Raw genomic sequence first — 20,982 nt, forward strand, 5'->3', positions numbered from 1 at the left:
ATACCAAAAATTGAAACATTTACTTTGTCAAAGCGATTTTCCGTGACCTAGTGTCATCCCATCGTCATCACGGAGATTTCGCCATGGCTGTCCCCAAGGAACGCATCTTTCCGACCCAGGCCCAGGTGCTTGGCGCCACCCGTCCGGGGCACGACGCCATCCTCACTCCGGAGGCGCTGGCCTTCCTGGCGACCCTGCACCATCGCTTCGACGCCCGCCGCCGTGAACTGCTGGCCGAGCGCGTGGCTCGCCAGGCCCGTTACGACGACGGCCAGCTGCCCGACTTCCGCACCGACACGACGGCGATCCGCGAGGGCCACTGGGTGGTCGCCCCGATCCCGGCCGCCCTGCGTGACCGCCGCGTGGAGATCACCGGCCCGGTCGAGCGCAAGATGATCATCAACGCGCTCAACTCCGGCGCAAAGGTGTTCATGGCGGACTTCGAGGATTCCTCGGCGCCCACCTTCGCCAACCAGATCGACGGCCAGATCAACCTGCGCGACGCGGTGGACGGCTCGATCGCCTACACCTCGCCCGAGGGCAAGCAGTACCGCGTGGAAGAAAACCCGGCCGTGCTGGTGGTGCGCCCGCGCGGCTGGCACCTGCCGGAGCGCCACATCACGGTCGACGGCGAGCCGATGGCTGGCGCGCTGGTGGATTTCGGCCTGTTCGCCTTCCACAACGCCCGCCGGCTGCAGGCCCGCGACCGCGGCCCGTACTTCTACCTGCCCAAGCTGCAGGCCATGGAAGAGGCGGCGCTGTGGAACGACGTGATGGCCGCCGCCGAGGAGTTCCTCGACCTGCCGCCGGACTGCATGAAGGCCACCGTGCTGATCGAGACGCTGCCGGCCGTGTTCCAGATGCACGAGATCCTGCATGCGCTGCGCGGTCGTGCCGTCGGCCTCAATTGCGGCCGCTGGGACTACATCTTTTCCTACCTGAAGACCTTCCGCGCCCATCGCGACCGCCTGCTGCCCGACCGCGGCCAGGTGCTGATGACGGTGCCGTTCCTGAAGGCCTATTCGGAGCTGCTGATCCAGACCTGCCACCGACGCGGCGCGTTCGCCATGGGCGGCATGGCCGCGCAGATCCCGATCAAGGGCGACGAGGCCGCCAACGAGGCGGCGCTGGCCAAGGTGCGCGCCGACAAGCTGCGTGAAGTGCAGGCCGGCCACGACGGCACCTGGGTGGCGCATCCGGCGCTGGTGCCGGTGGCGCAGGAAGTGTTCGACAAGTACATGCCCTCGCCCAACCAGCTCAACGTGGTGCGCGCCGACGTCAATGTCTGCCGCGACCAGCTGATCGCCCCGTGCAGCGGCACCATCACCCGCGCCGGCTTCGACAACAACGTGGAAGTGGCGCTGCGCTACACCGCCTCGTGGCTGGACGGCCAGGGCTGCGTGCCCATCCATCACCTGATGGAAGACGCCGCCACCGCCGAGATCGCCCGCGCCCAGCTGTGGCAATGGTTGCACCTGGGGCCGCTGGAGTTCACCGACCACGCGCCGATCGACGCCGCGCTGTTCGACCACTCGCTGGCCAAGCACACCCACCGGCTGATCGAAAGCGGCAGCCCCGTGGCCCATCGCGCCGAGCAGGCATCGACCCTGCTCAAGCAACTCACGCACGCCGACGAACTCGGCGACTTCCTCACCTTGGCCGCTTACGAACAGCTCGCCTGATCGCAAGCCAAGTCCTGCAGGAGCGCACCCTGTGCGCGACTACTGCGCGAAGTGACGACAGCGCAACGCCGCGGTCGCGCACAGGGTGCGCTCCTGCCTTCAATGCACGCTTGTTACGGAGTCTTGTCATGAAGAACACGCTGCCCACCGCCGACCAGCTCGCGCTCGACTGGAAGAACAATCCCCGCTGGAGCGGTATCCAGCGCAATTACAGCGCCGAGGACGTGGCGCGCCTGCGCGGCACAGTGCCCGTTGAGCACTCGCTGGCCCGCCGCGGCGCCGAGCGCCTGTGGAAGTCGCTGCAGCAGGAGGATTTCGTCAACGCGCTGGGCGCCCTCACCGGCAACCAGGCGATGCAGCAGGTGAAAGCCGGCCTGCAGGCGATTTACCTCAGTGGTTGGCAGGTGGCTGCCGATGCGAACCTCGCCGGCGAGATGTATCCCGACCAGTCGCTGTATCCGGCCAACTCGGTGCCGTCGGTGGTCAAGCGCATCAACAACACGCTGCTGCGCGCCGACCAGTTGCACCATGCCGAAGGCCAGAACGACATCGACTGGATGGTCCCGATCGTGGCCGACGCGGAGGCCGGCTTCGGCGGCGTGCTCAACGCATTCGAGTTAATGAAGGCGATGATCGAGGCCGGCGCCGCGGGAGTGCATTTCGAGGACCAGCTGGCCTCGGTGAAGAAGTGCGGCCACATGGGCGGCAAGGTGCTGGTGCCGACCCGCGAGGCGGTGGACAAGCTCAACGCCGCGCGCCTGGCTGCCGACGTGCTGGGCGTGCCGACCCTGATCGTGGCGCGCACCGATGCAGACGCCGCCGACCTGCTCACCTCCGACATCGACGACAACGACAAGCCGTTCGTCACGGGTGAGCGCACCGTGGAAGGTTTCTTCCGCGTGCGTCCGGGCCTGGAGCAGGCGATCAGCCGCGGCCTCGCCTACGCGCCCTACGCCGACCTGGTGTGGTGCGAGACCAGCAAGCCCAACCTTGAGGAAGCGCGCAGGTTCGCCGAGGCGATCCACGCGAAGTACCCGGGCAAGCTGCTGGCCTACAACTGCTCGCCGAGCTTCAACTGGAAGAAGAACCTCGACGACGCCACCATCGCCAGGTTCCAGAAGGAGCTGGGCGCGATGGGCTACAAATTCCAGTTCATCACCCTGGCCGGCTTCCATAGCCTTAACTACGGCATGTTCGATCTGGCTTATGGTTATGCGCGTCGCCAGATGAGCGCGTTCGTGGAGCTGCAGGAGAGGGAGTTCGCCGCCGCCGAGCGTGGCTTCACCGCCGTGAAGCACCAGCGCGAAGTGGGCACGGGCTACTTCGATGCGGTGACCCAGGCCATCCAGCAGGGCCAGTCATCCACCACGGCGCTCAAGGGTTCCACCGAAGAGGCGCAGTTCCACGCCTCGCGCCAGGCCAGCGCGGCCTGACGATCCAACCGTTGCGTGAGCCGGCACGGACGCCGGTGCGTGCGTGGGGAGCGCGGCCCTGTCCTGCGCTCCCCGCGCGCGCGACGCAGGGATCGCGTCAGGCGTGGGGCCGCAGTCGTTGTGGCGGCACCAACGCGATCACCAGCCAGCCCGGGCGCGGCTCGAGTTCGCGCTTCACCGAAGCCACCCGCAAGGCGCCGCGTTCTTCCACGCCGAACAGCAGCACCGTATTGGAGCCGTACTGTTCGATGAAGTTGGGCCAGTCAAAGGTCGGCGTCAGCCGGGTCGATTTGATCAGCCACCCGTCGACCAGGCGTTCGTTGAAACGCTCATGGGTCATGTCGGCGGCAAACAGCGCGGGCGCCAGCAGGTACCCGCCCAGTCGGGTGCGATCGTGCGCTTCGTGGGTGTCCTCGATGCGCAGGCGATAGATCCGGCCCCGGCCGAATTCCTGGCGGTAATACACGCAGGCCAGCGCGTTGCGCTCGCGATGAGGGGACATGGCCAACAGGCGGCCGATGCCGGTGAGGCCGAGATGCCGCTCGGCATAAGCCGTCGCCGGGTGCCCGTAGAACGTGCTCAGCCCTTCCATGCGTGCGCGCTGGATGCTCGGCCAGTGCTCATCGGCGACGATCACGCGAAAGCCGGCCTCGAGCAGCGCACGCGCCACCCGCCGCGCCGCCAGGTCCGCGCCATAGATAAGCACCCCGGTGGCGTCGGGCTCAGCCACCTTCAGCCAGCGCGCAAGCGGTCCGGCCGTGGCGCTTTGGACCACCACCGTGCCGATGATCAGGATGAACACCAGCGGCACCAGGTCCCGCGCGCCCGCCAGCCCCAACGAGTCGAGTTTCAGCGCGAACACCGCGGACACCGCCGCGGCGATGATGCCGCGTGGCGCCACCCATGCGATCAGCGCGCGCTCGCGCCAGTTGAGGCTGCTGCCGATGGTGGCGATGGCCACGGTGACCGGACGCACCACCAGCTGCGCCACGATGAAAACCGCCGTGCCTCCCCACAGCATGCCATCGGGCAAGGGCCAGGCCAGCCGCGCCGCAAGCAGGATGAACAGGCTCGACACCAGCACGGTGGTGAGGTTTTCCTTGAAATCCAGGATGTCGTCGATGTGCACGCCACGCATGTTGCCCAGCGCGATGCCCATCACCGTCACCGCCAGCAGGCCCGACTCGTGGGTCATCACGTTGGACAGCGTGAAGGCCAGCAGCACCGCGACCAGGGCGCCGTAGTTCTGCAGGTATTCCGGGATCATCTGCCGACGCAGGAAGAACGCAAGCAGCCACGCGGCGAACAGGCCGATGCCGGCGCCGCAGGCCACCAGCGCGAAGAACACGCCCACCGCGTGGTTCTGCTGGTGCGAGACGATGGCCTCGTAGACCAGCACGGCGAACAGCGCGCCGAGCGGGTCGATCACGATGCCTTCCCAGCGCAGGGTATTGGCGATGCGCGCGTTGGGACGCACGGTGCGCAGCATCGGCGCGATCACGGTCGGCCCGGTGACGCAGGTGAGCGCTCCGAACAGGAGCGCCACCTCCCAGCGCAGGCCGGCCAGGTAATGCGCCGCCACGCCCAGCATCGCCACGGCGATCACCGCGCCGTAGGTGACCAGCCCCCGCACCGCGCGACCAATGTCCGGCAGCTCGCTGAAGCGCAGGGTCAGGCTGCCCTCGAACAGGATCAGCGAGACCGCCAGCGAGACCACAGGGAACAGCAACGGTCCGAGCAGGCTGTCCGGCTGCACCACCCGGGTCACCGGGCCCAGCAGGATGCCAGCCAGCAACAGGAACAGGATCGCGGGCAACTTCACCCGCCAGGCAATCCATTGCGCCAGGAAGCCAACGCCCAGCATGCACACCAGCAGCAGTCCGACCTCGGGCGACATGCGCGATCCTTCGGGCATCCAGGACGGATTTATCGGGATACGCCGGTGAACTGCACGTCTACGCGCAGGCATCGCCAGGAAGGGGAAGAGAAAGGCCAAGCCCCGGTATCGGACGGGGGAGGGGGAGGGAGTACCGATACCGGGGTGGCGGGCTGAGTTCATTAGAGAACTAGCGGGTTCAGATAATACGCCAGCGCGATCCGGAGTCAATACCCGCCAGTTTAAAAATTAATTTAATTGCCTCGCCCCCGTTCTGGGAGCGCACCCTCTGGGCGAGCTGGCCTGCACCGGCGGACTGGTCCTACAGAGACCTGGCGAGGCGGCCGGGTGGCCGCGCAGAGGGCGCACGCCGAACAAAAGCGCACAGGCGTGCCCTGCGGTCAGAACCGCCGGTAGGTCAACGCCTCGGCCAGGTGCGTGCGCTCCAACAAACCCGCGCCGCCGTCGAGGTCAGCGATCGTCCGCGCCACCCGCAGCGTGCGGTGATAGGCGCGCGCCGACAGGCCCAGCCGCTCCAGCGCGCCATCGAACCAATGCCGCTCGGCCGGCCCCAGCGCGCAGTCGCGCTCCAGCTCCTTGGGGCTGATCTCCGCATTGGAGCGCCCGGCGCGCATGAGAGCGTGGTGCCGGGCCCGCACCACGCGGGCGCGGACGGTGGCCGAATCCTCGTCGGCCTCGCCTCGCGCCGCCCCCAATTCACTCAATGGCACGCGCGGCACTTCCACCGCCAGGTCGATGCGGTCGAGCAGCGGCCCGGAAATGCGGCTGCGGTAACGCTGGACCTGATCGGGCGTGCACTGGCAACGCTGCCGTGGGTCGCCCGCGTAGCCGCAGGGACAGGGATTCATCGCCGCAATGAGCTGGAACTGCGCTGGAAAAGCGGATTGGCGGGCAGCGCGCGATATGACGATATGGCCCGACTCCATGGGCTCGCGCAGCACATCCAGCACGTGCCGGCCAAATTCGGGCAGCTCGTCGAGAAACAGCACGCCGTTGTGCGCCAGCGAAATTTCCCCCGGCCGCGGCAACGCGCCGCCGCCCACCAGGGCGACCGCCGAACTGGTGTGGTGTGGAGACCGGAATGGCCGCCGCCGCCAGTCGGCCGGATCCACTGCCTGTCCGGCCACCGAACGCACGGCGCAGGTTTCGAGCGCCTCCAGTTCGGTCAGCGGAGGCAGGATGCCGGGCAGGCGTTCGGCCAGCATGGTCTTGCCGGTTCCGGGCGGGCCCAGCAGCAACAGGTGATGGCCGCCGGCGGCGGCAATTTCCAGGGCGCGCCGCGCCTGCCGCTGGCCGCGGACATCCGCCAGATCAGGACCGTGCACCGCGCAGGACGCATCGGGCGCTCCAGCCGGCAGCGCGAGGTCCTGGGCGCCACGCAGCCAGCTGCAGACCTCGGCCAGCGAATCGGCCACCAGTACGTCGGCGTCGGAGACCAGCGCGGCCTCGGCGGCGTTGGCCCTCGGCACCACCACGCGGCGCCCGCGGGCTCGCGCGCGCAACAAGGCGGGCAACACGCCGGACACGCCGCGCAGTGCTCCCGACAAGGCCAGTTCGCCGAGGAACTCGCAATCGTCGAGCTTCTCCCGCGGCACCTGGCCGCCGGCGGCCAGGATCCCCAGCGCGATGGCCAGGTCGAAGCGGCCACCGTCCTTGGGCAGCTCGGCCGGCGCCAGATTCACCGTGACCTTGCGGTTCGGATATTCGAAAGCCGTGTTCTGGATGGCCACCCGCACCCGGTCGCGCGCCTCCCGCACGGCGGCCTCGGGCAGCCCGACGATGTTCGTGCCGGGCAGGCCACCGGAAAGGTGCACCTCGACCATGACCTGGGGGGCCGCCACGCCCTCCTGGGCACGGCTGAGCGTTACGGCCAGGCTCATGGGGTCGGCAGAGGCAAGGTATGGCGGCGGGAGTGGCTGCCAGCTTCAGACACGGAGCAACTCCCTCGCGCGGCCTGTTCGAAAATAGCCGCCCCCGATCGTTCTCGGGGTGAGGGTGACGGATCGGGGGCGGCTCCCGGGACATGAGCCCGCGCCCCCCCCCGTTACTCAGGTGGCAGCACCGGCCTCGAGCTGTGCGATTCGCTTCTCCAGGGCCTCGACCTTGGCGCGCGTGCGCGCCAAGAGCTGGCTCTGGACCTCAAACTCCTCGCGGGTGACCAGATCAAGGCGGCGCAATCCCTGCGCCAGGACATCGCCGAAGTTGGTGCGCAAATCCTGATGCGCCTGGGCCAATCCCTGTGGAACCAACGAAACAAGACGCTGGGCAAGTTGATCGATATCCTGCTTATCCATCATGGATAGCACCTCGAACTTGTCGAGAGAAAGTGTAGATTCATGTCTTTAAATGCCACTATCGGCATGCTCCGCTGCGAGTTGTAGGTATTTTCCTACACAGCGTCGCGCCAGGCGACAGGCTCCCATGCCGGCAGGCAAAATGTGCCCTCCCACGGCGCCCGCGCCGACAGCCAACGAAGTCGAGGAAAACCCATGAAGCTGGTGGTTGCGGTGATCAAGCCGTTCAAGCTGGACGATGTGCGCGAGGCCCTGGCCGAGGTGGGCGTGCAGGGCATCACCGTGACCGAGGTGAAGGGCTTCGGACGCCAGAAGGGCCACACCGAACTCTACCGCGGCGCCGAATACGTGGTCGACTTCCTGCCCAAGATCAAGCTGGAAGTGGCGGTGGGTGACGATCAGCTGGACCGGGTGGTCGAAGCCATCCAGTCGTCGGCGCGCACCGGCAAGATCGGCGACGGCAAGATCTTCGTCAGCTCGCTGGAACAGGTGATCCGCATCCGCACCGGCGAGCTGGACAACGACGCGCTCTGAGCCGTTACGCCGCCTGCGCGCGCTCGAAGCGGCGGTGGTGCACCAGCAGGCCGGCGAAGTAACAGATGTAGTAGCCGATCAGCAGCCCGAAGATGGCGAAGGTGAGCGGGCTGTTGCCCATCCCCGGCGCCGAGTGGGCCATCGCCTGATCCTGCAGCTGCGGCATCAACACCAGGAAGCGCCAGGCCAGGCGTCCGAGCAGTAGTGCGCTCAGCAGGCCGCCGATCCACGCATTGGGGACGTAGCCGTCCGCGCCGTTGGCGTCGCGATGGAAACGGGTCAGGCGCAGTCCGACGATGCCCAGCGCTGCCCCTGCCAGGACGCCGCCCGCCAGGCCTTCAAGCAGGCGAGGATTGTGCAGGCCGCCCAGCGCCATCAGTGTGCCGATGACCCCGAGCACCACCATGCGCGAAATCATCCGTTTGCGCTGGATCGGCTGGCGTCCGAAGCTGCCGCGCACCCGGCGCCAGACAGCGAACACCATCAGCGGGATCATGATCGCGTAGATCATCGTCGGGGTCATCGCGTGCGCCTCGGCAGGAGTATGGGGCGAGCTTAGCGAACTACCCCGCGACGGACGACTGACGGGGTGCAGCGATCGCGGATGACGCCTGTCACCCGCGACCGTGGAAGCCCCTTACTTGGCCTTGCCCTGGTTGGCCACGGCGGCCATCTTGGCGGCGATGGCCTCGGCGTCGCCCAGATAGTAATGACGGATCGGCTTGAGCTCGGCGTCGAACTCGTACACCAGCGGCACGCCGTTGGGGATGTTGAGCTCGACGATTTCGGCTTCGGACATGTTGTCCAGATACTTCACCAGCGCGCGCAGCGAGTTGCCGTGGGCGGCCACCACCACGCGCTGGCCCGAGCGGATCGCCGGCGCCAGCACGTCGTGCCAGTACGGCAGTACGCGGTCGACAGTGTCCTTGAGGCACTCGGTGTCCGGGATCATCGATGCGTCGAGGCCAGCGTAACGCGGGTCGGTCACCGACTCGTTGGCGGCGCGATCGAGCGGCGGCGGCGGGATGTCGTAGCTGCGGCGCCACACCTTCACCTGGTCCTCGCCGTACTTTGCCGCCGTCTCAGCCTTGTTGAGGCCTGTGAGGCCGCCGTAGTGGCGCTCATTGAGGCGCCAGTCGGTCAGCACCGGCAGCCACATCTGGTCCATCGCGTCGAGCACTCCCCACAGGGTGCGCACCGCGCGCTTGAGCACCGAGGTGTGGGCGACATCGAACGCATAGCCTTCGGCCTTGAGCAGGCGGCCTGCCTCGGCGGCCTCGGCTTCGCCCTGGGCGGTCAGATCCACGTCGGCCCAGCCGCTGAAGCGGTTGTCGAGATTCCACTGGGACTGGCCGTGGCGGATGAGTACGAGCTTGTACATGGCTGGGATTCGTGGCGGGAAACCAGGAATCGTGAAGCCTCGCCGGGGCTCCGTCAAATCGGCGCCGGCCCCTGTCGAAGGTCACGCTAAACCCGGAGCCGCCCGGGTGCATCCTAGTGCCATTAACCCGCCTACATGGAGTTCGCCATGCGTCTGCACGTTCTCGCTTTCAGCCTCGTCCTGGCCCTGCCGCTGGCAGCTCAGGCCGACAACGACATCAGCAAGGTCAACGGCACCGTGCACGTCGATGCCGGCCAGCATGCCGGCGACGTCAGCACCGTCAACGGCGGCGTCCACATCGGCGACAACGCCGTGGTGCAGAAAGCCAGCACGGTCAACGGCTCGATCGATCTGGGCGACCGCGCCCAGGCCACCGGCGTGGACACGGTCAATGGCGGGGTCAGCCTGGGCCAGGGCGGGCACGTCGCGGGCCCGGTCGACACCGTCAATGGCGGCATCCGCCTGGGCAAGGGCGCCGACGTGACGGGCCATGTCCGCAGCGTCAACGGCAGCATCAACCTCGATGCGGCCCACGTCGCCGGAGGCCTGCACACCACCACCGGCGACATCAACGTCGGCGCGAACTCCCACGTCGAAGGCGGCATCCTGGTCGAGAAGCAGAGTGGCTGGTTCAACTGGAACACCAACAGCCGCCTGCCCCACGTGGTGATCGGCCCGCATGCGGTGGTGCAGGGCACGCTGGAGTTCCAGCGCGAAGTGGTGCTGCAGGTCAGCGACACCGCGCAGATCGGCGCGGTGAAGGGCGCCACGCCGGTGAAGTTCAGCGGCGCTGCGCCGACGGAGTGACTAGAAGCCAGGAGTGAGAAACGAGAAGTGAGAAGTGAGGAGTGAGAGAGAGACGGAGCGGTTCTCTCTCGCTGCTCACTCCTCTCCACTCACTTCTCGCTTCAAAGCCAGTCGCGCGGCCTGAGGTAATCGTTGAGCCGCGCTTCCGCCGAACCTTCCTCGGGTTCGTACGCGTATTCGAAGCGCACGCGCGGCGGCAGGCTCATCAGGATCGACTCGGTGCGTCCGCCCGACTGCAGTCCGAACAGCGTGCCGCGGTCATAGACCAGGTTGAACTCCACGTAGCGACCGCGCCGATAGAGCTGGAACTCGCGCTCGCGTTCGCCGTAGGCGGTGTCCTTGCGGCGTTCGACGATGGGCAGATAGCCATCGAGGAAGCCCTGGCCGACGTCACGCGTGAAGGCGAAACAGCGCTCGAAGCCTCCCTCGTTCAGGTCGTCGTAGAACAGGCCGCCCACGCCGCGCGTCTCGTCGCGGTGCTTGAGGTAGAAGTAGTCGTCGCACCACTTCTTGTAGCGCGAATAGACATCCTCGCCGTAGGGCTGGCACAGGTCGCGCGCCACCGTATGCCAGTGCTGCACATCCTCGTCATGCGGATAGAACGGGGTGAGGTCGAAACCGCCGCCGAACCACCACACCGGATCCACGCCTTCCTTGCTGGCCTCGAAGTAGCGCACGTTGGCGTGCGTGGTGGGCACGTGCGGATTGCGTGGATGCAGGACCAGCGACACGCCGGTCGCCACGAAGCTGCCGCCGGCGAGGTCAGGCCGGTGCGCGGTGGCGCTGGGTGGCAACTGGTGGCCGTAGACGCGCGAAAAGTTGACGCCGGCCTGCTCGAAGATGGCGCCGTCGCGCAGCACGCGCGTGCGGCCGCCGCCACCTGCCGGGCGTGTCCAGGCATCCTCGACGAAGCGGGCCTGGCCGTCGATCTGCTCGATCGCCGCGCAGATGCGGTCCTGCAGTTCGCGCAGGAAGGTTTCGGCCTGGTCGGCTTGCTGGCTCATCGGGTCGCTCGTGCGTATTTGAAGGTCGCAAGCTTAGCAAGCAGCAAACACGGCATCGCTGCGGCGACGCGTCGCGTGCTGCGTATCGGGCTGCCCCCACGTGCGTGACGGGCTGTTGCAGCGTCAACGTCTTGTTGGCGATTCGGACACAGGTTGCGCTCTTGCAGGCGAGCGGCTTGGCTCAGCTGACACGCGCGGTCATACGGCGGTGTCCGATCAGCCCGGCCCAGCGCAATCCGATGTCGATCCACATCAGGTAACCGGATTCGGCCAGCAGGCGGATCAGCATGCGCCGGTTGAGCACCAGCGAAGGCTCGGCCGCCACCGGCACGCCGTCGAAGCCGAGTCGCCGGGCCAGCAGCAGGCAGCGCGCCAGGTGGTAACGGCTGGTGACCAGTCCCACCGGCGGCAGCACGCGCGTCACCGGCCCGTCTTCCAGCAGCAGGCTGCGCGCATGGCGCAGGTTCTCCAGCGAGTCCACCGAAGCCTGCTCCAGCCGCAGGATGATGCCCGGCGGCAGCTCATGGCCGGCCAGCCAGGCTTTGCCGGCGGCGGCCTCGCTGAGCGCGCCGCCGCTGCGCCCGCCCAGCAGCAGGACATGGTCCGTCTGCTGCGCCTTCATCAGGGCCAGTGCGCGTTGCAGGCGTTGCTGGTAATCAGGCTCGGGGCGGTCGCGCACCAGCCGGCGGCCGAACACCAGCACGGTCATCGGTCGCGGCAGGGTCAGCGGGCTGCGCGCCGCCACCCGCCAAACATGAATGAGGTAGCCGACCCAGACCAGGCCCAGGCTCAGCGCCACTGCGACGAGGGTGACCACGGCCGCATGCAGCACATCGCGATCACTCAGATAGCGCCAGGGGCCACGTTTGAGCGGTGCGGTGATCGGAGGCACGACCGGGGGCCAGGGGGATGGTGAAGCCGAAAGCAGAGTGTGCGCAGGGGGCAGACCCAGCGCAATCGCGCCGTATCGCGGACATTGCGAACATGAACGACAGGCCCCTCCCGGGTTGTCCCGACTAGGCAATGCCACGGGCGCTGGTTAGGCTTCCCTGATGTCCGTTTCGTTCCAACCCCTTGCCGTCAGCGCCTTTACCGCCACTTCCGCGCTGGGACAGGGTCTCCAGAGTCAGTTGGCGGCCCTGGCTGCCGCCCGTGGCGGGCTCCGTCCCAACGACTTCAGCAGCGCCCCGCTTGCCTGCTGGATTGGGCGCGTCGACGGCGTGGAAGAGGCCGAGCTCCCGGCCGCCCACGCCGCCTGGGAATGCCGCAACAACCGCCTGGCCTGGCTGGGCCTGCACCAGGATCAATTCATCGAGCGCGCGCTGGACGCGCGCCAACGCTATGGCGCGGCCCGCGTCGCGCTGGTGCTGGGCACCTCCACCGCCAGCATCGGCGCCACCGAGGAGGGCTACCGCCGGCTCGACGCCGATGGCCAGATGCCCGCCGAACTGCGCCGCCCGCTGATCCACGCCCCCCACTCGCTGGCGGGATTCGTGGCCGAGGCGCTGGGGCTGGAAGGTCCATGCCTCACCGTTTCCACCGCCTGCTCTTCCAGCGCCAAGGTGTTCGCCAATGCCGAGCGGCTGATCCGCCTGGGCCTGGCCGACGCGGCGGTGGTCGGCGGCGTGGACACGCTGTGCGACAGCGTGCTGTTCGGCTTCAACGCGCTGGAGCTGGTGTCGCCCGAGCCGTGCCGCCCGTTCGACCAGGCGCGCCGTGGCATCTCGATCGGCGAGGCCGCCGGCTTCGCCCTGCTCGAACGCATCGACGCCGCGCCGCAGGCGCCGCGCCTGCTCGGCTATGGCGAATCCAGCGACGCCCACCACATGTCCACGCCGCACCCCGAGGGGCTCGGCGCCGAGCTGGCCCTGCGCGATGCGCTGGCCCGCGCCGGACTGGGCGTTGAACAGGTCGACTACATCAACCTGCACGGCACGGCCAGCCTGAAGAACGACGAGGTCGAGGCCGCGCTGGTGACCCGCACCTTCCCGGCCAGCACGCGGGCCAGTTCCACCAAGGGCTTCACCGGCCACACGCTGGGCGCCGCGGGCATTCTCGAGGCGGCGTTCGCCCTGCTTGCCATTGAGCATGGCTGGGCGCCAGGCAACCACGGCTGCAGCACGCTGGACGCGGCCTGCGGACCGCAGTTCGTGCTGGACGGCGAACAGCGCCAGATTGACGTGGCGCTGAGCAATTCCTTCGGCTTCGGCGGCAACAACGCCTGCCTGGCCTTCGGCAAGGCGGTGGCATGAGCGCTTTGCAGGTGTACCTGGAAGGCGTCGGCGTGTGGTCGGCGGCGCTGGCGGACTTCGCCGCGCTCAAGGCGCGGGTACACGGAGAGGAAGTGACCCCGCCCGCCGCGCGCCCGCCAGCCACCCGGTTGCCCGCCAACGAGCGGCGGCGCGCCCCCGAAAGCGTGCTGCTGGCGGTCGAGGTGGCGGGGCAGGCAGTGGCGATGAGCGGCCGCGACGCCGCCGAACTGCTGTGCGTGTTCAGCTCCACCTACGGCGACCAGCTGATCTCCGATTACATGTGCGCCACGCTGGCCCAGGCGCCGGCGGAGCTGTCGCCCACCCGCTTCCACAACTCGGTGCACAACGCGCCGGCGGGCTATTGGACCATCGCCACCGGCTGCCAGGCGGCCTCCAGCGCGATCAGCGCCGGCCACGCCAGCTTCGGCGCGGGCCTGCTCGAAGCGGCTACACTATGCGTGGCCGAACAGCGCCCGGTGCTGCTGGTGTGCAGCGACATCGCGGGCCATGGTCCCCTCGGCGACATGAGCGGCTCGCTCGCCTCTTTCGGCTGCGCCCTGGTGCTGGCGCCGCAGGTCGATGCGCGCAGCCTTTACCGGCTCGACCTGACCCTGATGCCGCACGCCGCCGAGAGCCTGCAACCCGGGCCGCCGACCGGCGCCTGGCACGAGGCCAACCCGACTTCCGCATCGGCATGGCCGCTGATGCAAAATCTCGCCCATGGCGAAGGCGCCTGCACCGTCGCCGCCGCCGAAACCCTGGCTCTGCGCGTGGTCATGGAGACGCCTGCTTGAATACAAACGATGTCCGCTGGTGCGTGCTCATCCCCTGCCTCAACGAGGAAGCGGCGATCGGCAACATCGTGCAGTCCGTGCTGGCGCTCGGCGTTCCTGTGATCGTGGTCGACGACGGCTCGGACGACCGCACGCCGGACATCGTGGGCGCGCTGCCGGTGACCCTGCTGCGCCACCCGGAGCGCCGCGGCAAGGGCGAAGGCCTGCGCACGGGCTTCCGTGAAGCCGTGCGCCAGGGTTTCGACGCCGTGCTGACCATGGACGGCGACGGCCAGCACCTGGCCAGCGACATTCCGCGCATCGCCGCCGCCGCGCGGCGTTATCCCAACCACATCGTGATCGGCGCGCGCCTGCTCGACCGCGAGCAGCAACCCGTGGGCCGGCGCCGCGCCAACGCGGTGGCGGACTGGGGCATCTCCTGGGCCTGCGCGCAGCCGGTGGCGGATACGCAGAGCGGCCAGCGCTGGTACCCGCGCGCGGCGCTGGACCTGGTCGACCTGCCGGCGGAGAACTTCGTGTTCGAGGCCGCGATCCTGATCGCCGCCACGCGCCAGAAGGGCCTGGGCGTGGTCTCCGTGCCGATCGCCTCGCGCTATCACGGGGAGTTCCGCCTCAGCCATTTCAGCCCGGTGCGCGACATCGCGCGCATCACCAGCTACACGGTGGGCGAGGTGTTCCGCCATGGCGATATCGTGGGCAGCTATCGGCGCTCGCGCGCCTCGCAGCCGATCGTTTTCGATACCGCGGTCACGTGAAAGGCGAGAAGTGAGTGGAGAGAAGTGAGTAGTGAGAGTGGGGGCCGAGGCTCTTCTCTCTTTTCTCACTCCTCTCAACTCACTCCTGCCCTCAAGCCATGCCGCCATTCACGCCGATCACCTGGCCGTTGATGTAGCCGGCCGCATCGGAACACAGGAAGGCCACCAGCGCCGCCACCTCCTCGGGCTTGCCGGCGCGTTGCGCGGGCACCATCTCGCGGATGCGCTCGGGCGGGAAATCCTCGCCGATCATGCGCCCCTCGATCACGCCCGGCGCCACCACGTTGGCGGTGATGCCGCGCGAGGCCATCTCCCGCGCCAGCGAGCGGGTCGCGCCGTGCAGGGCGGCTTTCGCCGCCGCGTAATTGGCCTGCCCGCGGTTGCCGAGCTGCGCGGCCACCGAACTCACCGACACGATGCGCCCGAACCGCGCCCGCGCCATCGGCAGCAGGAGCGGCTGGGTGACGTGGAAGAAACCGTGCAGCGAGACGTCGATCACGCGATGCCAGGCTTCCGCCGACATGCCGGCCATCGGGCCGTCCTGATGCACGCCCGCATTGTTCACCACGGCATGGATGGGGCCATCCGCCAGCAGCGTTTCCAACGCGTGCCGCGCCGCCGCGGCGTCGGTGACGTCGAACGCCACCGCCTGCGCGCTGCCGCCGGCATCGCGGATCGCAGCGGCGACGTCGTCCGCGCGCCCGAGCGACGTATTGGCATGCACGATCACGTGATAGCCACCCGCAGCCAGCGCGTGGCAGATCGCGCCACCGAGGTCGCCGCTGCCGCCGGTCACCAGCGCGCGACGGGAAGGTGTGACTGACGTCATGGGGCCATGGCCTCCTCACTGGCGGGATGGATGACCGCGGCGCGGCCACTGGCAAGCACGCGGCCGGCCTGTTCGACGCGAAAGGCGTACTGGGCACCAGACGCGTCGGCATATAGGCGCTCGGCATGGACGTCCAGCCGTCCATGCGATGCGTCGACGTACTCCACCGACAGCACCACGTCACGCAGGCTGACCAGTCGTCCCGGACGCGCCGCTTCGACACCGGCGTGGCGGGCCAGCAACGCGCCATGCACGGCCATCGCCTGCGCGCCGTATTCGGCCAGGTGGATGGCATGCAATCCGAGTTCGCCGCGCAACGGATGGTCGGGCTGGCCATGGCTGGTGCTGATGGCGTGGATGGCATGATCGTCCCACGCCAGCACGGCGTCGAGCAGGCACATCGCGCCAGCGTGCGGAATGAGGTGCGCCCAGTCAGTCCTTGCGAGCATGGGGGGCCATCACGATGGAAAGGCAGAAGTGGAAGGCGACGCCGAGGCTCACGGTCAAGCCGATCGCGCGCAGCACCGGGATCGAACTCCAGGCCAGCATGCCGAACACCAGCAGCGCGGACAACACGCAGACCAGGGTAGCGTGCAGCGTGCGCCGCTGTTCGGCGGCGTCACCGGTGTCGCGCTCGAAGAACAGCGCGTAGTGCAGGCCCAGACCCGCGGCGAGGATCAGCGCGACCAGATGGAACAGCGAGATCTCCACGCCCGCCACGCGCTCCACCGCCAGCACCAGGAAGGTGGCCAGGGTCATCGGCGCCAGCACGTGCCAGGCGCGCCGCAGGCTGCGCAGCGCCACGCTGATCGCCACCACCAGCAGCACGGTCGCCGCCAGCAAGGCGCGCAGGATGCGTGCGCGGTAGTCGACCACCAGCGATTCGGCGGCATCCTTCAGGTCGAGCAGGCGCACCGCGCCGCCGCTTGCGTGCGCCAGCTGCTGCAAGGCGGCCACGTCATGCACGCCGCTGAGCGTGCCCAGCCCCAGCCAGCGCCCGTCGCGCTCCACCAGCATCGCCGCCAGACGCTGGCCCAGCGGCGAGGCGGCAAACCGCTCAGGCGTGAGCAGCGGCAGGCTGCGCGCCGTCTCCACGTCATCCAGGAACGGAGCAAACAGGCCATGCTGGAACGGCAAACCCTGCTGCGCTTCCGCCAGGGCCTGTTCCAATGCCTCACGCGAGGGCAGCTTCTGCTGGCGTGCGCGCTGCACCGCTTCGCTGGGCAGGTAACGCGATGGCAGTTCCACCGCATCCACCGCATGCCGAGCCACCAGCGCGGTGACCTCAGGCTCGATGCGTTCGGAAAGCGCGAGCACGCCCTGCTCGGTGGGCGCCTCCAGGATCAGCAGGTAACGCACGTCGGGGGCGCCCAGCGCGTCGCGCAGATGGGCGTCGCGCTGCAGCAGCTCGTGCGGCAGCGGCGTGAGCGCGGCCAGGTCGTTCTGCCAGAACGGCCCCTGCGCAAGGCCCAGCATCAGCACCGTCGCCAGAGCCACCACCAGCGGGATCCAGCGCGGTCGCGGCAGCGCGTCCACCGTGCGCCGCGCGGCGACCAGCCAGGGCATGGGCGCCACGTCACGGACGCGTGCCGGCAGCAGGTGCGGCAGCAGGTAGCGCGTGCTGAAGCCCGCCACCAGCAGGCCGGTAATGGTGAACACCGCCAGCTGGCGCAAACCGCTGACACCCGAGGCGTAGAACGCGAGATAAGCGATGCAGGCGGAGGCGATGGCGGTCAGCAGCAGCGGCCACAGATCGCGCACGCTCTGCACGGCGTCTTCGCCGGCGCGGCGATGGCTGAGCACACGGATCGGGTACTCCTGCGCCACGCCGAGCAGGGTGAAGCCAAACGCCAGCGTGATGCCGTGCACCTGCGGGAACAGCAGCACCAAGGCCGCGATGCCGGCCAGCGCCGCGCTCGCGATGGGCAAGGCCGACAGCAGCAGCGAACCCACGCTGCGGTAAGCCAGCAACAGCAGCACGATGAAACCTACCGTGGAAACGCGGCCGATCCACTCGGCCTGCCCGCGCGTCTGCGTCGCGGCGACGACGCTGAAATAACCGGGACCGCTGAAGCTGAGCGTGGCCCCCGCGTGATCCGGCAGCGCATCAAACGCCTGCCGGATGCCGTCGATGGCGTTGGCCTGTGCGTCGGGGTCGAAGCCCGCCGCGCGCGTCTGCACCACCAGCAGCGCTTCGCCCTGCGCCGAGAACCACACGCCCTCGCGCAGCTCCGGCGACTTCGCCGGCGCCCAGCGCTCGGCCAGCTTCAACACCTCGAGGGTCGGATCGCGCGGCAGCAACCCCTTCAGCAGGCTAGCCCCGGGCGAGGAAAGGTCATCCAGCCGCTGCTCGAGCTGGTCGCGCAGGAACGGCGCATCGAACGTCGCGCTATCCAGCGTGGGCGACAGCAGGTAGCGATAGGGCAGCAGCGCCGGATCGAGCGCGGTGAGGTCGAAGCTGCCGTTGAGCACCTGGCTGTAGCGCTCGTCCTTGTGCAGGGCGGCGGCCAGTTGCTGGCTCAGTGTCCCCAGCTGCGCCTCGGACGGACCGGTGATGGCGAGCAGCAGCAGGCGCGAGCCCGGTCCCTCGCCCACCTGCTCCATCAGCAGGCGCTGGTCGGGCGTGGTCGGCGACGGCATGAAGCTGCGCAGGTCGGTGCTGATGCGCAACCGATGCACGACGAAACCGCCGAGCAGCGCGAGCACGGCCAGCCACGCCACCAGCAGCCACAGCCGCCCCCGGAATGGCATGCTCAGCCGCCCTGGCAAAGGGCCGCCAGCCCGTCGCGGGTGGGCGCCGCAGGCATCTTGCCGGAGAGCTCGCCGAGCAGGTCCACCGCGAGATCGCCATCGGCCTCCTGCATGCGCATGCAGCGCGGCTCGGTACCGCGGCCGTCGATCTCGATGCGACTCACCGTATGCGCCAGCGTCGGGTCACGCGGGGTGAGCGCCAGCGTCCAGCGCCGGGCGTCATCGCCGTGGTACTGGATGGTGAAGGCCTGCTCCAGGCGCGTCGAATCGCCGCCCAGCAGCGCCACGAAACTGTCCAGCAGAAGCTGCAACTGCGGCGCGCGCTTGAGCGAGAAGCTGCGCGGCGGACGTCCTTCGCGCTGCTGCGTTACCTGGCCGTCGGCGATGGTCGACACCTCGCGGTTGGGATGATCCACCGCGCGCTCGAGGCGATCGTCGCCCAGCCAGGACAACTGGCCCGACACCACCAGCGGCTGGTCCAGCATTTTCATGAAACGGGCTTCGGCGAACGGCGTGCGCGCCGGCGCCGGGCGACCCAGCGAGGCCACCACCGAACGTGCGGTGACGGCGTCTTCAGGCGCCGACGCGTTCGCGCACAGCGACAGGGTCAGGCTGCACAGGAGCACCCATGTCTTGCTGCCAGAAGTCATAGAAATTGAACCAGTTATAGGGGGCGGCGTGGACGTAGTGTTCCACGCGATGGGCGAAGCGGGCGAGCAGGCTGTCCAGCGCGTGGGCGCGGTCGTGACGGGGGATCGTCACCTGCTCGGCGAACGGCTCGAATACCAGCCGGTAGCGGTTGCCGCCCTCGTACAAGCCGAAGCACAGCATCACCGGCGCGCGCAGCGTGTGCGCCAGCAGCCAGGGCCCGACCGGGAACGGCGCGGGCTCGCCCAGGAACGGCGTGCGGCGCAGCACCTCGTGCTCGCGGCCGCGATCGGCCAGCAGCGCCACCATCGCGCCCTGCGCGCAGGCCTCGGACATGGCCAGGGTGATCGAGGCGCCGCCCAGCGACGCGTCGATCACGTTGGCGCCGATATCCGGCGCCAGCGCCTCCAGCAACTCGGTCAGCGCCGGCGTCTTCTGCTTGTCCAGCACCACGCGCAGCGGGATGTCCGGGCGACGGGAGCTGATCGCGCGCAAGGCCTCGAAGCTGCCCTGGTGGGTGCCCAGCAGCAGCAGGCCGCGCCCCTGCGCCAGCGTGGCCTCCAGCACCTCCAGCCCTTCCACGGTGATCTCGAAGTCGCGCTCGCCATGGGCGAGCAGGAAGACGCGATCGAGCATGGTCGAGGCGAAGCAATGGATGTGCTTCATCACCTGCCAGGCGCTGACCGGCTCTCCCAGCACGCGTTCGAGGAAGCGCCGCGAGGCGAGGCGCTCCGGGCCGCGGCGCCAATAGAAGTACAACGTGATCGGCAACAGGAACAGGCGGGCGAACGAGCGTCCGCCATACAGGCCGATGCTGCGGATCAGCCATATCGCGAAGCGGCCACCGCCCTCGGGGCGGCTTTGCCAGTGCTCGGTCACGTCGCGCCCTCCACGCTGCCGCGCGCCAGCAGCGTGTCGCCGCGACGAATCTCGAAACGCACGCGGCCGTCCACGTCATGCAACGACAGCTGGGCGCGCTCGTCCGGCAACAGTGGCGCCATGAACTTGGCGTCGACGACGCGGGCGAGCCGCTCGCCGCGCCACGCCCGCAACGCTTGTGCGACCGCTTCCAGCAGAAGCACCCCCGGCGCCAGCGGCGCGCCCGGGAAATGGCCCGGCAGGCTGGGATGTCCCGCCGGCACGCAGATCTCGCGCTCGAAGCTCGCCGTGCTCATGGCGCGGCCGGGCCCTGGCCGCGCACCAGCTGCGGCCAGCGCGCCGCGATGCCCAGCGCCAGTTCATGAAAGCGCGGATGGCTCACATGGCGCAGGCGCCAGCGACGGAACCCATGCTCGAGCAGGAAGGCCGCTGCGATCAGGCCGTAGCCGCCGAAATGCACATAAGCCTGAGCGGGGCCCGCCGGCACTGGCCACGGCGACGCCACGCCCAGCTGGGCCAGCAGCCCGCCCGGCTCCGCGCACAGCAGCAGCACGGCGAGCACCAGCGCCTGCGTTGCAGTCAGCAGGGTCCAGAACCATGTGAGCTGGCGCGCGTAGGTCGCCACACCCGGGGTCAGCAGCCGCTCCGGGCCTTCCACTGCTTCGATGAAACGCGCGATCAGCGGCATCGAACCGGCGCGCAGGCTGCGGCCGAACAGCGAGGCCAGCAGCACGTTGATCGCAATCGGCACGCATTCAAGCAGCAGCCCGACCATGCCATGCAGCCACAGCCAGCCCATCGCGGCCAGCAGCAGCGTCCACGCCAGCCACGGCAGCGGGCGGCGCGTGGCCAGCGCAGGCGCCATCAGCAAGGTGAGCAGCAAGGCGCAGGCCGCCAGCGAATAGCCCTGCTGATGGGTCAGCATGCCGGCCAGCGCCAGCACCGGATAGGCGAACCACAACGCCATCCAGCGCCGCGGCGTCGTTTTCGGTGGAAGGGCGGAAGAGGACGACATGGGTGTGCTTGGAGCCTGCTCGCGGGA

Annotated in this window: 21 protein-coding genes; 7 read left to right on the forward strand and 14 right to left on the reverse strand. The window is 68.8% G+C overall.

Going from position 1 to position 20,982, the window contains the following annotated elements:
• Positions 1 to 83 precede the first annotated feature (83 nt).
• Both aceB and aceA read left to right on the forward strand, forming a co-directional pair.
• Entirely contained in the window at positions 84 to 1,682 is a 1,599-nt protein-coding gene (gene aceB, locus DVT68_RS10190; protein ID WP_114824955.1) for a malate synthase A, read from the forward strand.
• Between the two features lie 128 nt (positions 1,683 to 1,810).
• Positions 1,811 to 3,115, forward strand: a complete 1,305-nt coding sequence (aceA, locus tag DVT68_RS10195; RefSeq protein WP_114824956.1) for an isocitrate lyase — start codon at positions 1,811 to 1,813, stop codon at positions 3,113 to 3,115.
• A gap of 97 nt (positions 3,116 to 3,212) precedes the next feature.
• On the opposite strand, the gene DVT68_RS10200 is transcribed toward aceA, so the two are convergent.
• The 3 genes from DVT68_RS10200 to DVT68_RS10210 all read right to left on the reverse strand — a co-directional run bounded on the left by DVT68_RS10200 (position 3,213) and on the right by DVT68_RS10210 (position 7,309).
• Positions 3,213 to 5,012 carry a cation:proton antiporter gene (locus DVT68_RS10200; RefSeq protein WP_114824957.1) on the reverse strand — a complete coding sequence of 600 codons (1,800 nt, stop codon included), beginning with the start codon at positions 5,010 to 5,012 and terminating at the stop codon, positions 3,213 to 3,215.
• Positions 5,013 to 5,392: 380 nt separating this feature from the next.
• Positions 5,393 to 6,892: a YifB family Mg chelatase-like AAA ATPase gene (locus tag DVT68_RS10205; RefSeq protein WP_114824958.1), complete on the reverse strand. Its 1,500-nt coding sequence runs from the start codon at positions 6,890 to 6,892 to the stop codon at positions 5,393 to 5,395.
• A gap of 168 nt (positions 6,893 to 7,060) precedes the next feature.
• Positions 7,061 to 7,309, reverse strand: a complete 249-nt coding sequence (locus DVT68_RS10210; protein ID WP_114824959.1) for an accessory factor UbiK family protein — start codon at positions 7,307 to 7,309, stop codon at positions 7,061 to 7,063.
• A gap of 192 nt (positions 7,310 to 7,501) precedes the next feature.
• Here DVT68_RS10210 and glnK point away from each other — a divergent pair, with 192 nt between their 5' ends.
• Positions 7,502 to 7,840 (forward strand): P-II family nitrogen regulator, encoded by a 339-nt coding sequence (gene glnK / locus DVT68_RS10215; protein ID WP_114824960.1) that lies wholly within the window; start codon positions 7,502 to 7,504, stop codon positions 7,838 to 7,840.
• A 4-nt stretch (positions 7,841 to 7,844) separates the two neighbouring features.
• On the opposite strand, the gene DVT68_RS10220 is transcribed toward glnK, so the two are convergent.
• Both DVT68_RS10220 and gpmA read right to left on the reverse strand, forming a co-directional pair.
• Positions 7,845 to 8,363, reverse strand: coding sequence for a CcdC protein domain-containing protein (locus tag DVT68_RS10220; RefSeq protein ID WP_199536022.1), 519 nt, complete (start codon positions 8,361 to 8,363; stop codon positions 7,845 to 7,847).
• A gap of 114 nt (positions 8,364 to 8,477) precedes the next feature.
• Complete coding sequence (gene gpmA / locus DVT68_RS10225) at positions 8,478 to 9,221, reverse strand: 2,3-diphosphoglycerate-dependent phosphoglycerate mutase (RefSeq protein WP_114824961.1); 744 nt, start codon at positions 9,219 to 9,221, stop codon at positions 8,478 to 8,480.
• Positions 9,222 to 9,368: 147 nt separating this feature from the next.
• Between gpmA and DVT68_RS10230 the strand changes: the two genes are divergently transcribed.
• On the forward strand, positions 9,369 to 10,028 hold the full coding sequence (locus DVT68_RS10230; RefSeq protein WP_114824962.1) for a DUF4097 family beta strand repeat-containing protein: 660 nt from the start codon (positions 9,369 to 9,371) through the stop codon (positions 10,026 to 10,028).
• A gap of 101 nt (positions 10,029 to 10,129) precedes the next feature.
• On the opposite strand, the gene hemF is transcribed toward DVT68_RS10230, so the two are convergent.
• Together hemF and DVT68_RS10240 are read right to left on the reverse strand one after the other, a co-directional pair.
• The gene (gene hemF, locus DVT68_RS10235) at positions 10,130 to 11,032 is read right to left on the reverse strand and encodes an oxygen-dependent coproporphyrinogen oxidase (protein WP_114824963.1); all 903 of its coding nucleotides are present in this window, start codon (positions 11,030 to 11,032) and stop codon (positions 10,130 to 10,132) included.
• Between the two features lie 181 nt (positions 11,033 to 11,213).
• Positions 11,214 to 11,924, reverse strand: a complete 711-nt coding sequence (locus DVT68_RS10240) for a YdcF family protein (RefSeq protein ID WP_233523425.1) — start codon at positions 11,922 to 11,924, stop codon at positions 11,214 to 11,216.
• Positions 11,925 to 12,084: 160 nt separating this feature from the next.
• On the opposite strand from DVT68_RS10240, the gene DVT68_RS10245 reads away from it, so the two are divergent.
• From DVT68_RS10245 to DVT68_RS10255, 3 genes are read left to right on the forward strand one after another with little or no spacing between them, the layout of a single operon-like run.
• Positions 12,085 to 13,284, forward strand: a complete 1,200-nt coding sequence (locus DVT68_RS10245) for a beta-ketoacyl-[acyl-carrier-protein] synthase family protein (protein ID WP_114824964.1) — start codon at positions 12,085 to 12,087, stop codon at positions 13,282 to 13,284.
• Positions 13,281 to 14,078, forward strand: coding sequence for a beta-ketoacyl synthase chain length factor (locus DVT68_RS10250; protein ID WP_114824965.1), 798 nt, complete (start codon positions 13,281 to 13,283; stop codon positions 14,076 to 14,078). Before DVT68_RS10245 ends, DVT68_RS10250 begins: the two co-directional genes overlap by 4 nt.
• Positions 14,075 to 14,833, forward strand: a complete 759-nt coding sequence (locus tag DVT68_RS10255; protein ID WP_233523426.1) for a glycosyltransferase family 2 protein — start codon at positions 14,075 to 14,077, stop codon at positions 14,831 to 14,833. Before DVT68_RS10250 ends, DVT68_RS10255 begins: the two co-directional genes overlap by 4 nt.
• Positions 14,834 to 14,924: 91 nt before the next feature.
• Here the strand turns inward: DVT68_RS10255 and fabG are convergent, their stop codons facing one another.
• Genes fabG through DVT68_RS10290 form a run of 7 tightly spaced genes read right to left on the reverse strand, consistent with a single transcriptional unit; the run spans position 14,925 to position 20,955 of the window.
• Positions 14,925 to 15,662: a 3-oxoacyl-ACP reductase FabG gene (gene fabG, locus DVT68_RS10260; protein WP_114824967.1), complete on the reverse strand. Its 738-nt coding sequence runs from the start codon at positions 15,660 to 15,662 to the stop codon at positions 14,925 to 14,927.
• Complete coding sequence (locus DVT68_RS10265) at positions 15,659 to 16,111, reverse strand: hotdog family protein (protein WP_114824968.1); 453 nt, start codon at positions 16,109 to 16,111, stop codon at positions 15,659 to 15,661. The genes fabG and DVT68_RS10265 overlap by 4 nt, the downstream gene beginning before the upstream one ends.
• Positions 16,095 to 18,413, reverse strand: coding sequence for an MMPL family transporter (locus tag DVT68_RS10270; RefSeq protein WP_199536023.1), 2,319 nt, complete (start codon positions 18,411 to 18,413; stop codon positions 16,095 to 16,097). Before DVT68_RS10270 ends, DVT68_RS10265 begins: the two co-directional genes overlap by 17 nt.
• 2 nt (positions 18,414 to 18,415) lie before the next feature.
• Entirely contained in the window at positions 18,416 to 19,039 is a 624-nt protein-coding gene (locus DVT68_RS10275; RefSeq protein ID WP_325050420.1) for a LolA-related protein, read from the reverse strand.
• On the reverse strand, positions 18,987 to 19,940 hold the full coding sequence (locus DVT68_RS10280) for a lysophospholipid acyltransferase family protein (protein WP_114824971.1): 954 nt from the start codon (positions 19,938 to 19,940) through the stop codon (positions 18,987 to 18,989). Before DVT68_RS10280 ends, DVT68_RS10275 begins: the two co-directional genes overlap by 53 nt.
• Positions 19,937 to 20,236 carry an ApeI family dehydratase gene (locus DVT68_RS10285; protein ID WP_114824972.1) on the reverse strand — a complete coding sequence of 100 codons (300 nt, stop codon included), beginning with the start codon at positions 20,234 to 20,236 and terminating at the stop codon, positions 19,937 to 19,939. The genes DVT68_RS10280 and DVT68_RS10285 overlap by 4 nt, the downstream gene beginning before the upstream one ends.
• Positions 20,233 to 20,955: a COG4648 family protein gene (locus tag DVT68_RS10290; protein ID WP_114824973.1), complete on the reverse strand. Its 723-nt coding sequence runs from the start codon at positions 20,953 to 20,955 to the stop codon at positions 20,233 to 20,235. The genes DVT68_RS10285 and DVT68_RS10290 overlap by 4 nt, the downstream gene beginning before the upstream one ends.
• Between the last annotated feature and the right edge of the window lie 27 nt (positions 20,956 to 20,982).

Origin of the sequence: Dyella solisilvae, from assembly GCF_003351225.1 — a bacterium.
GTDB classification, from domain to species: domain Bacteria; phylum Pseudomonadota; class Gammaproteobacteria; order Xanthomonadales; family Rhodanobacteraceae; genus Dyella; species Dyella solisilvae.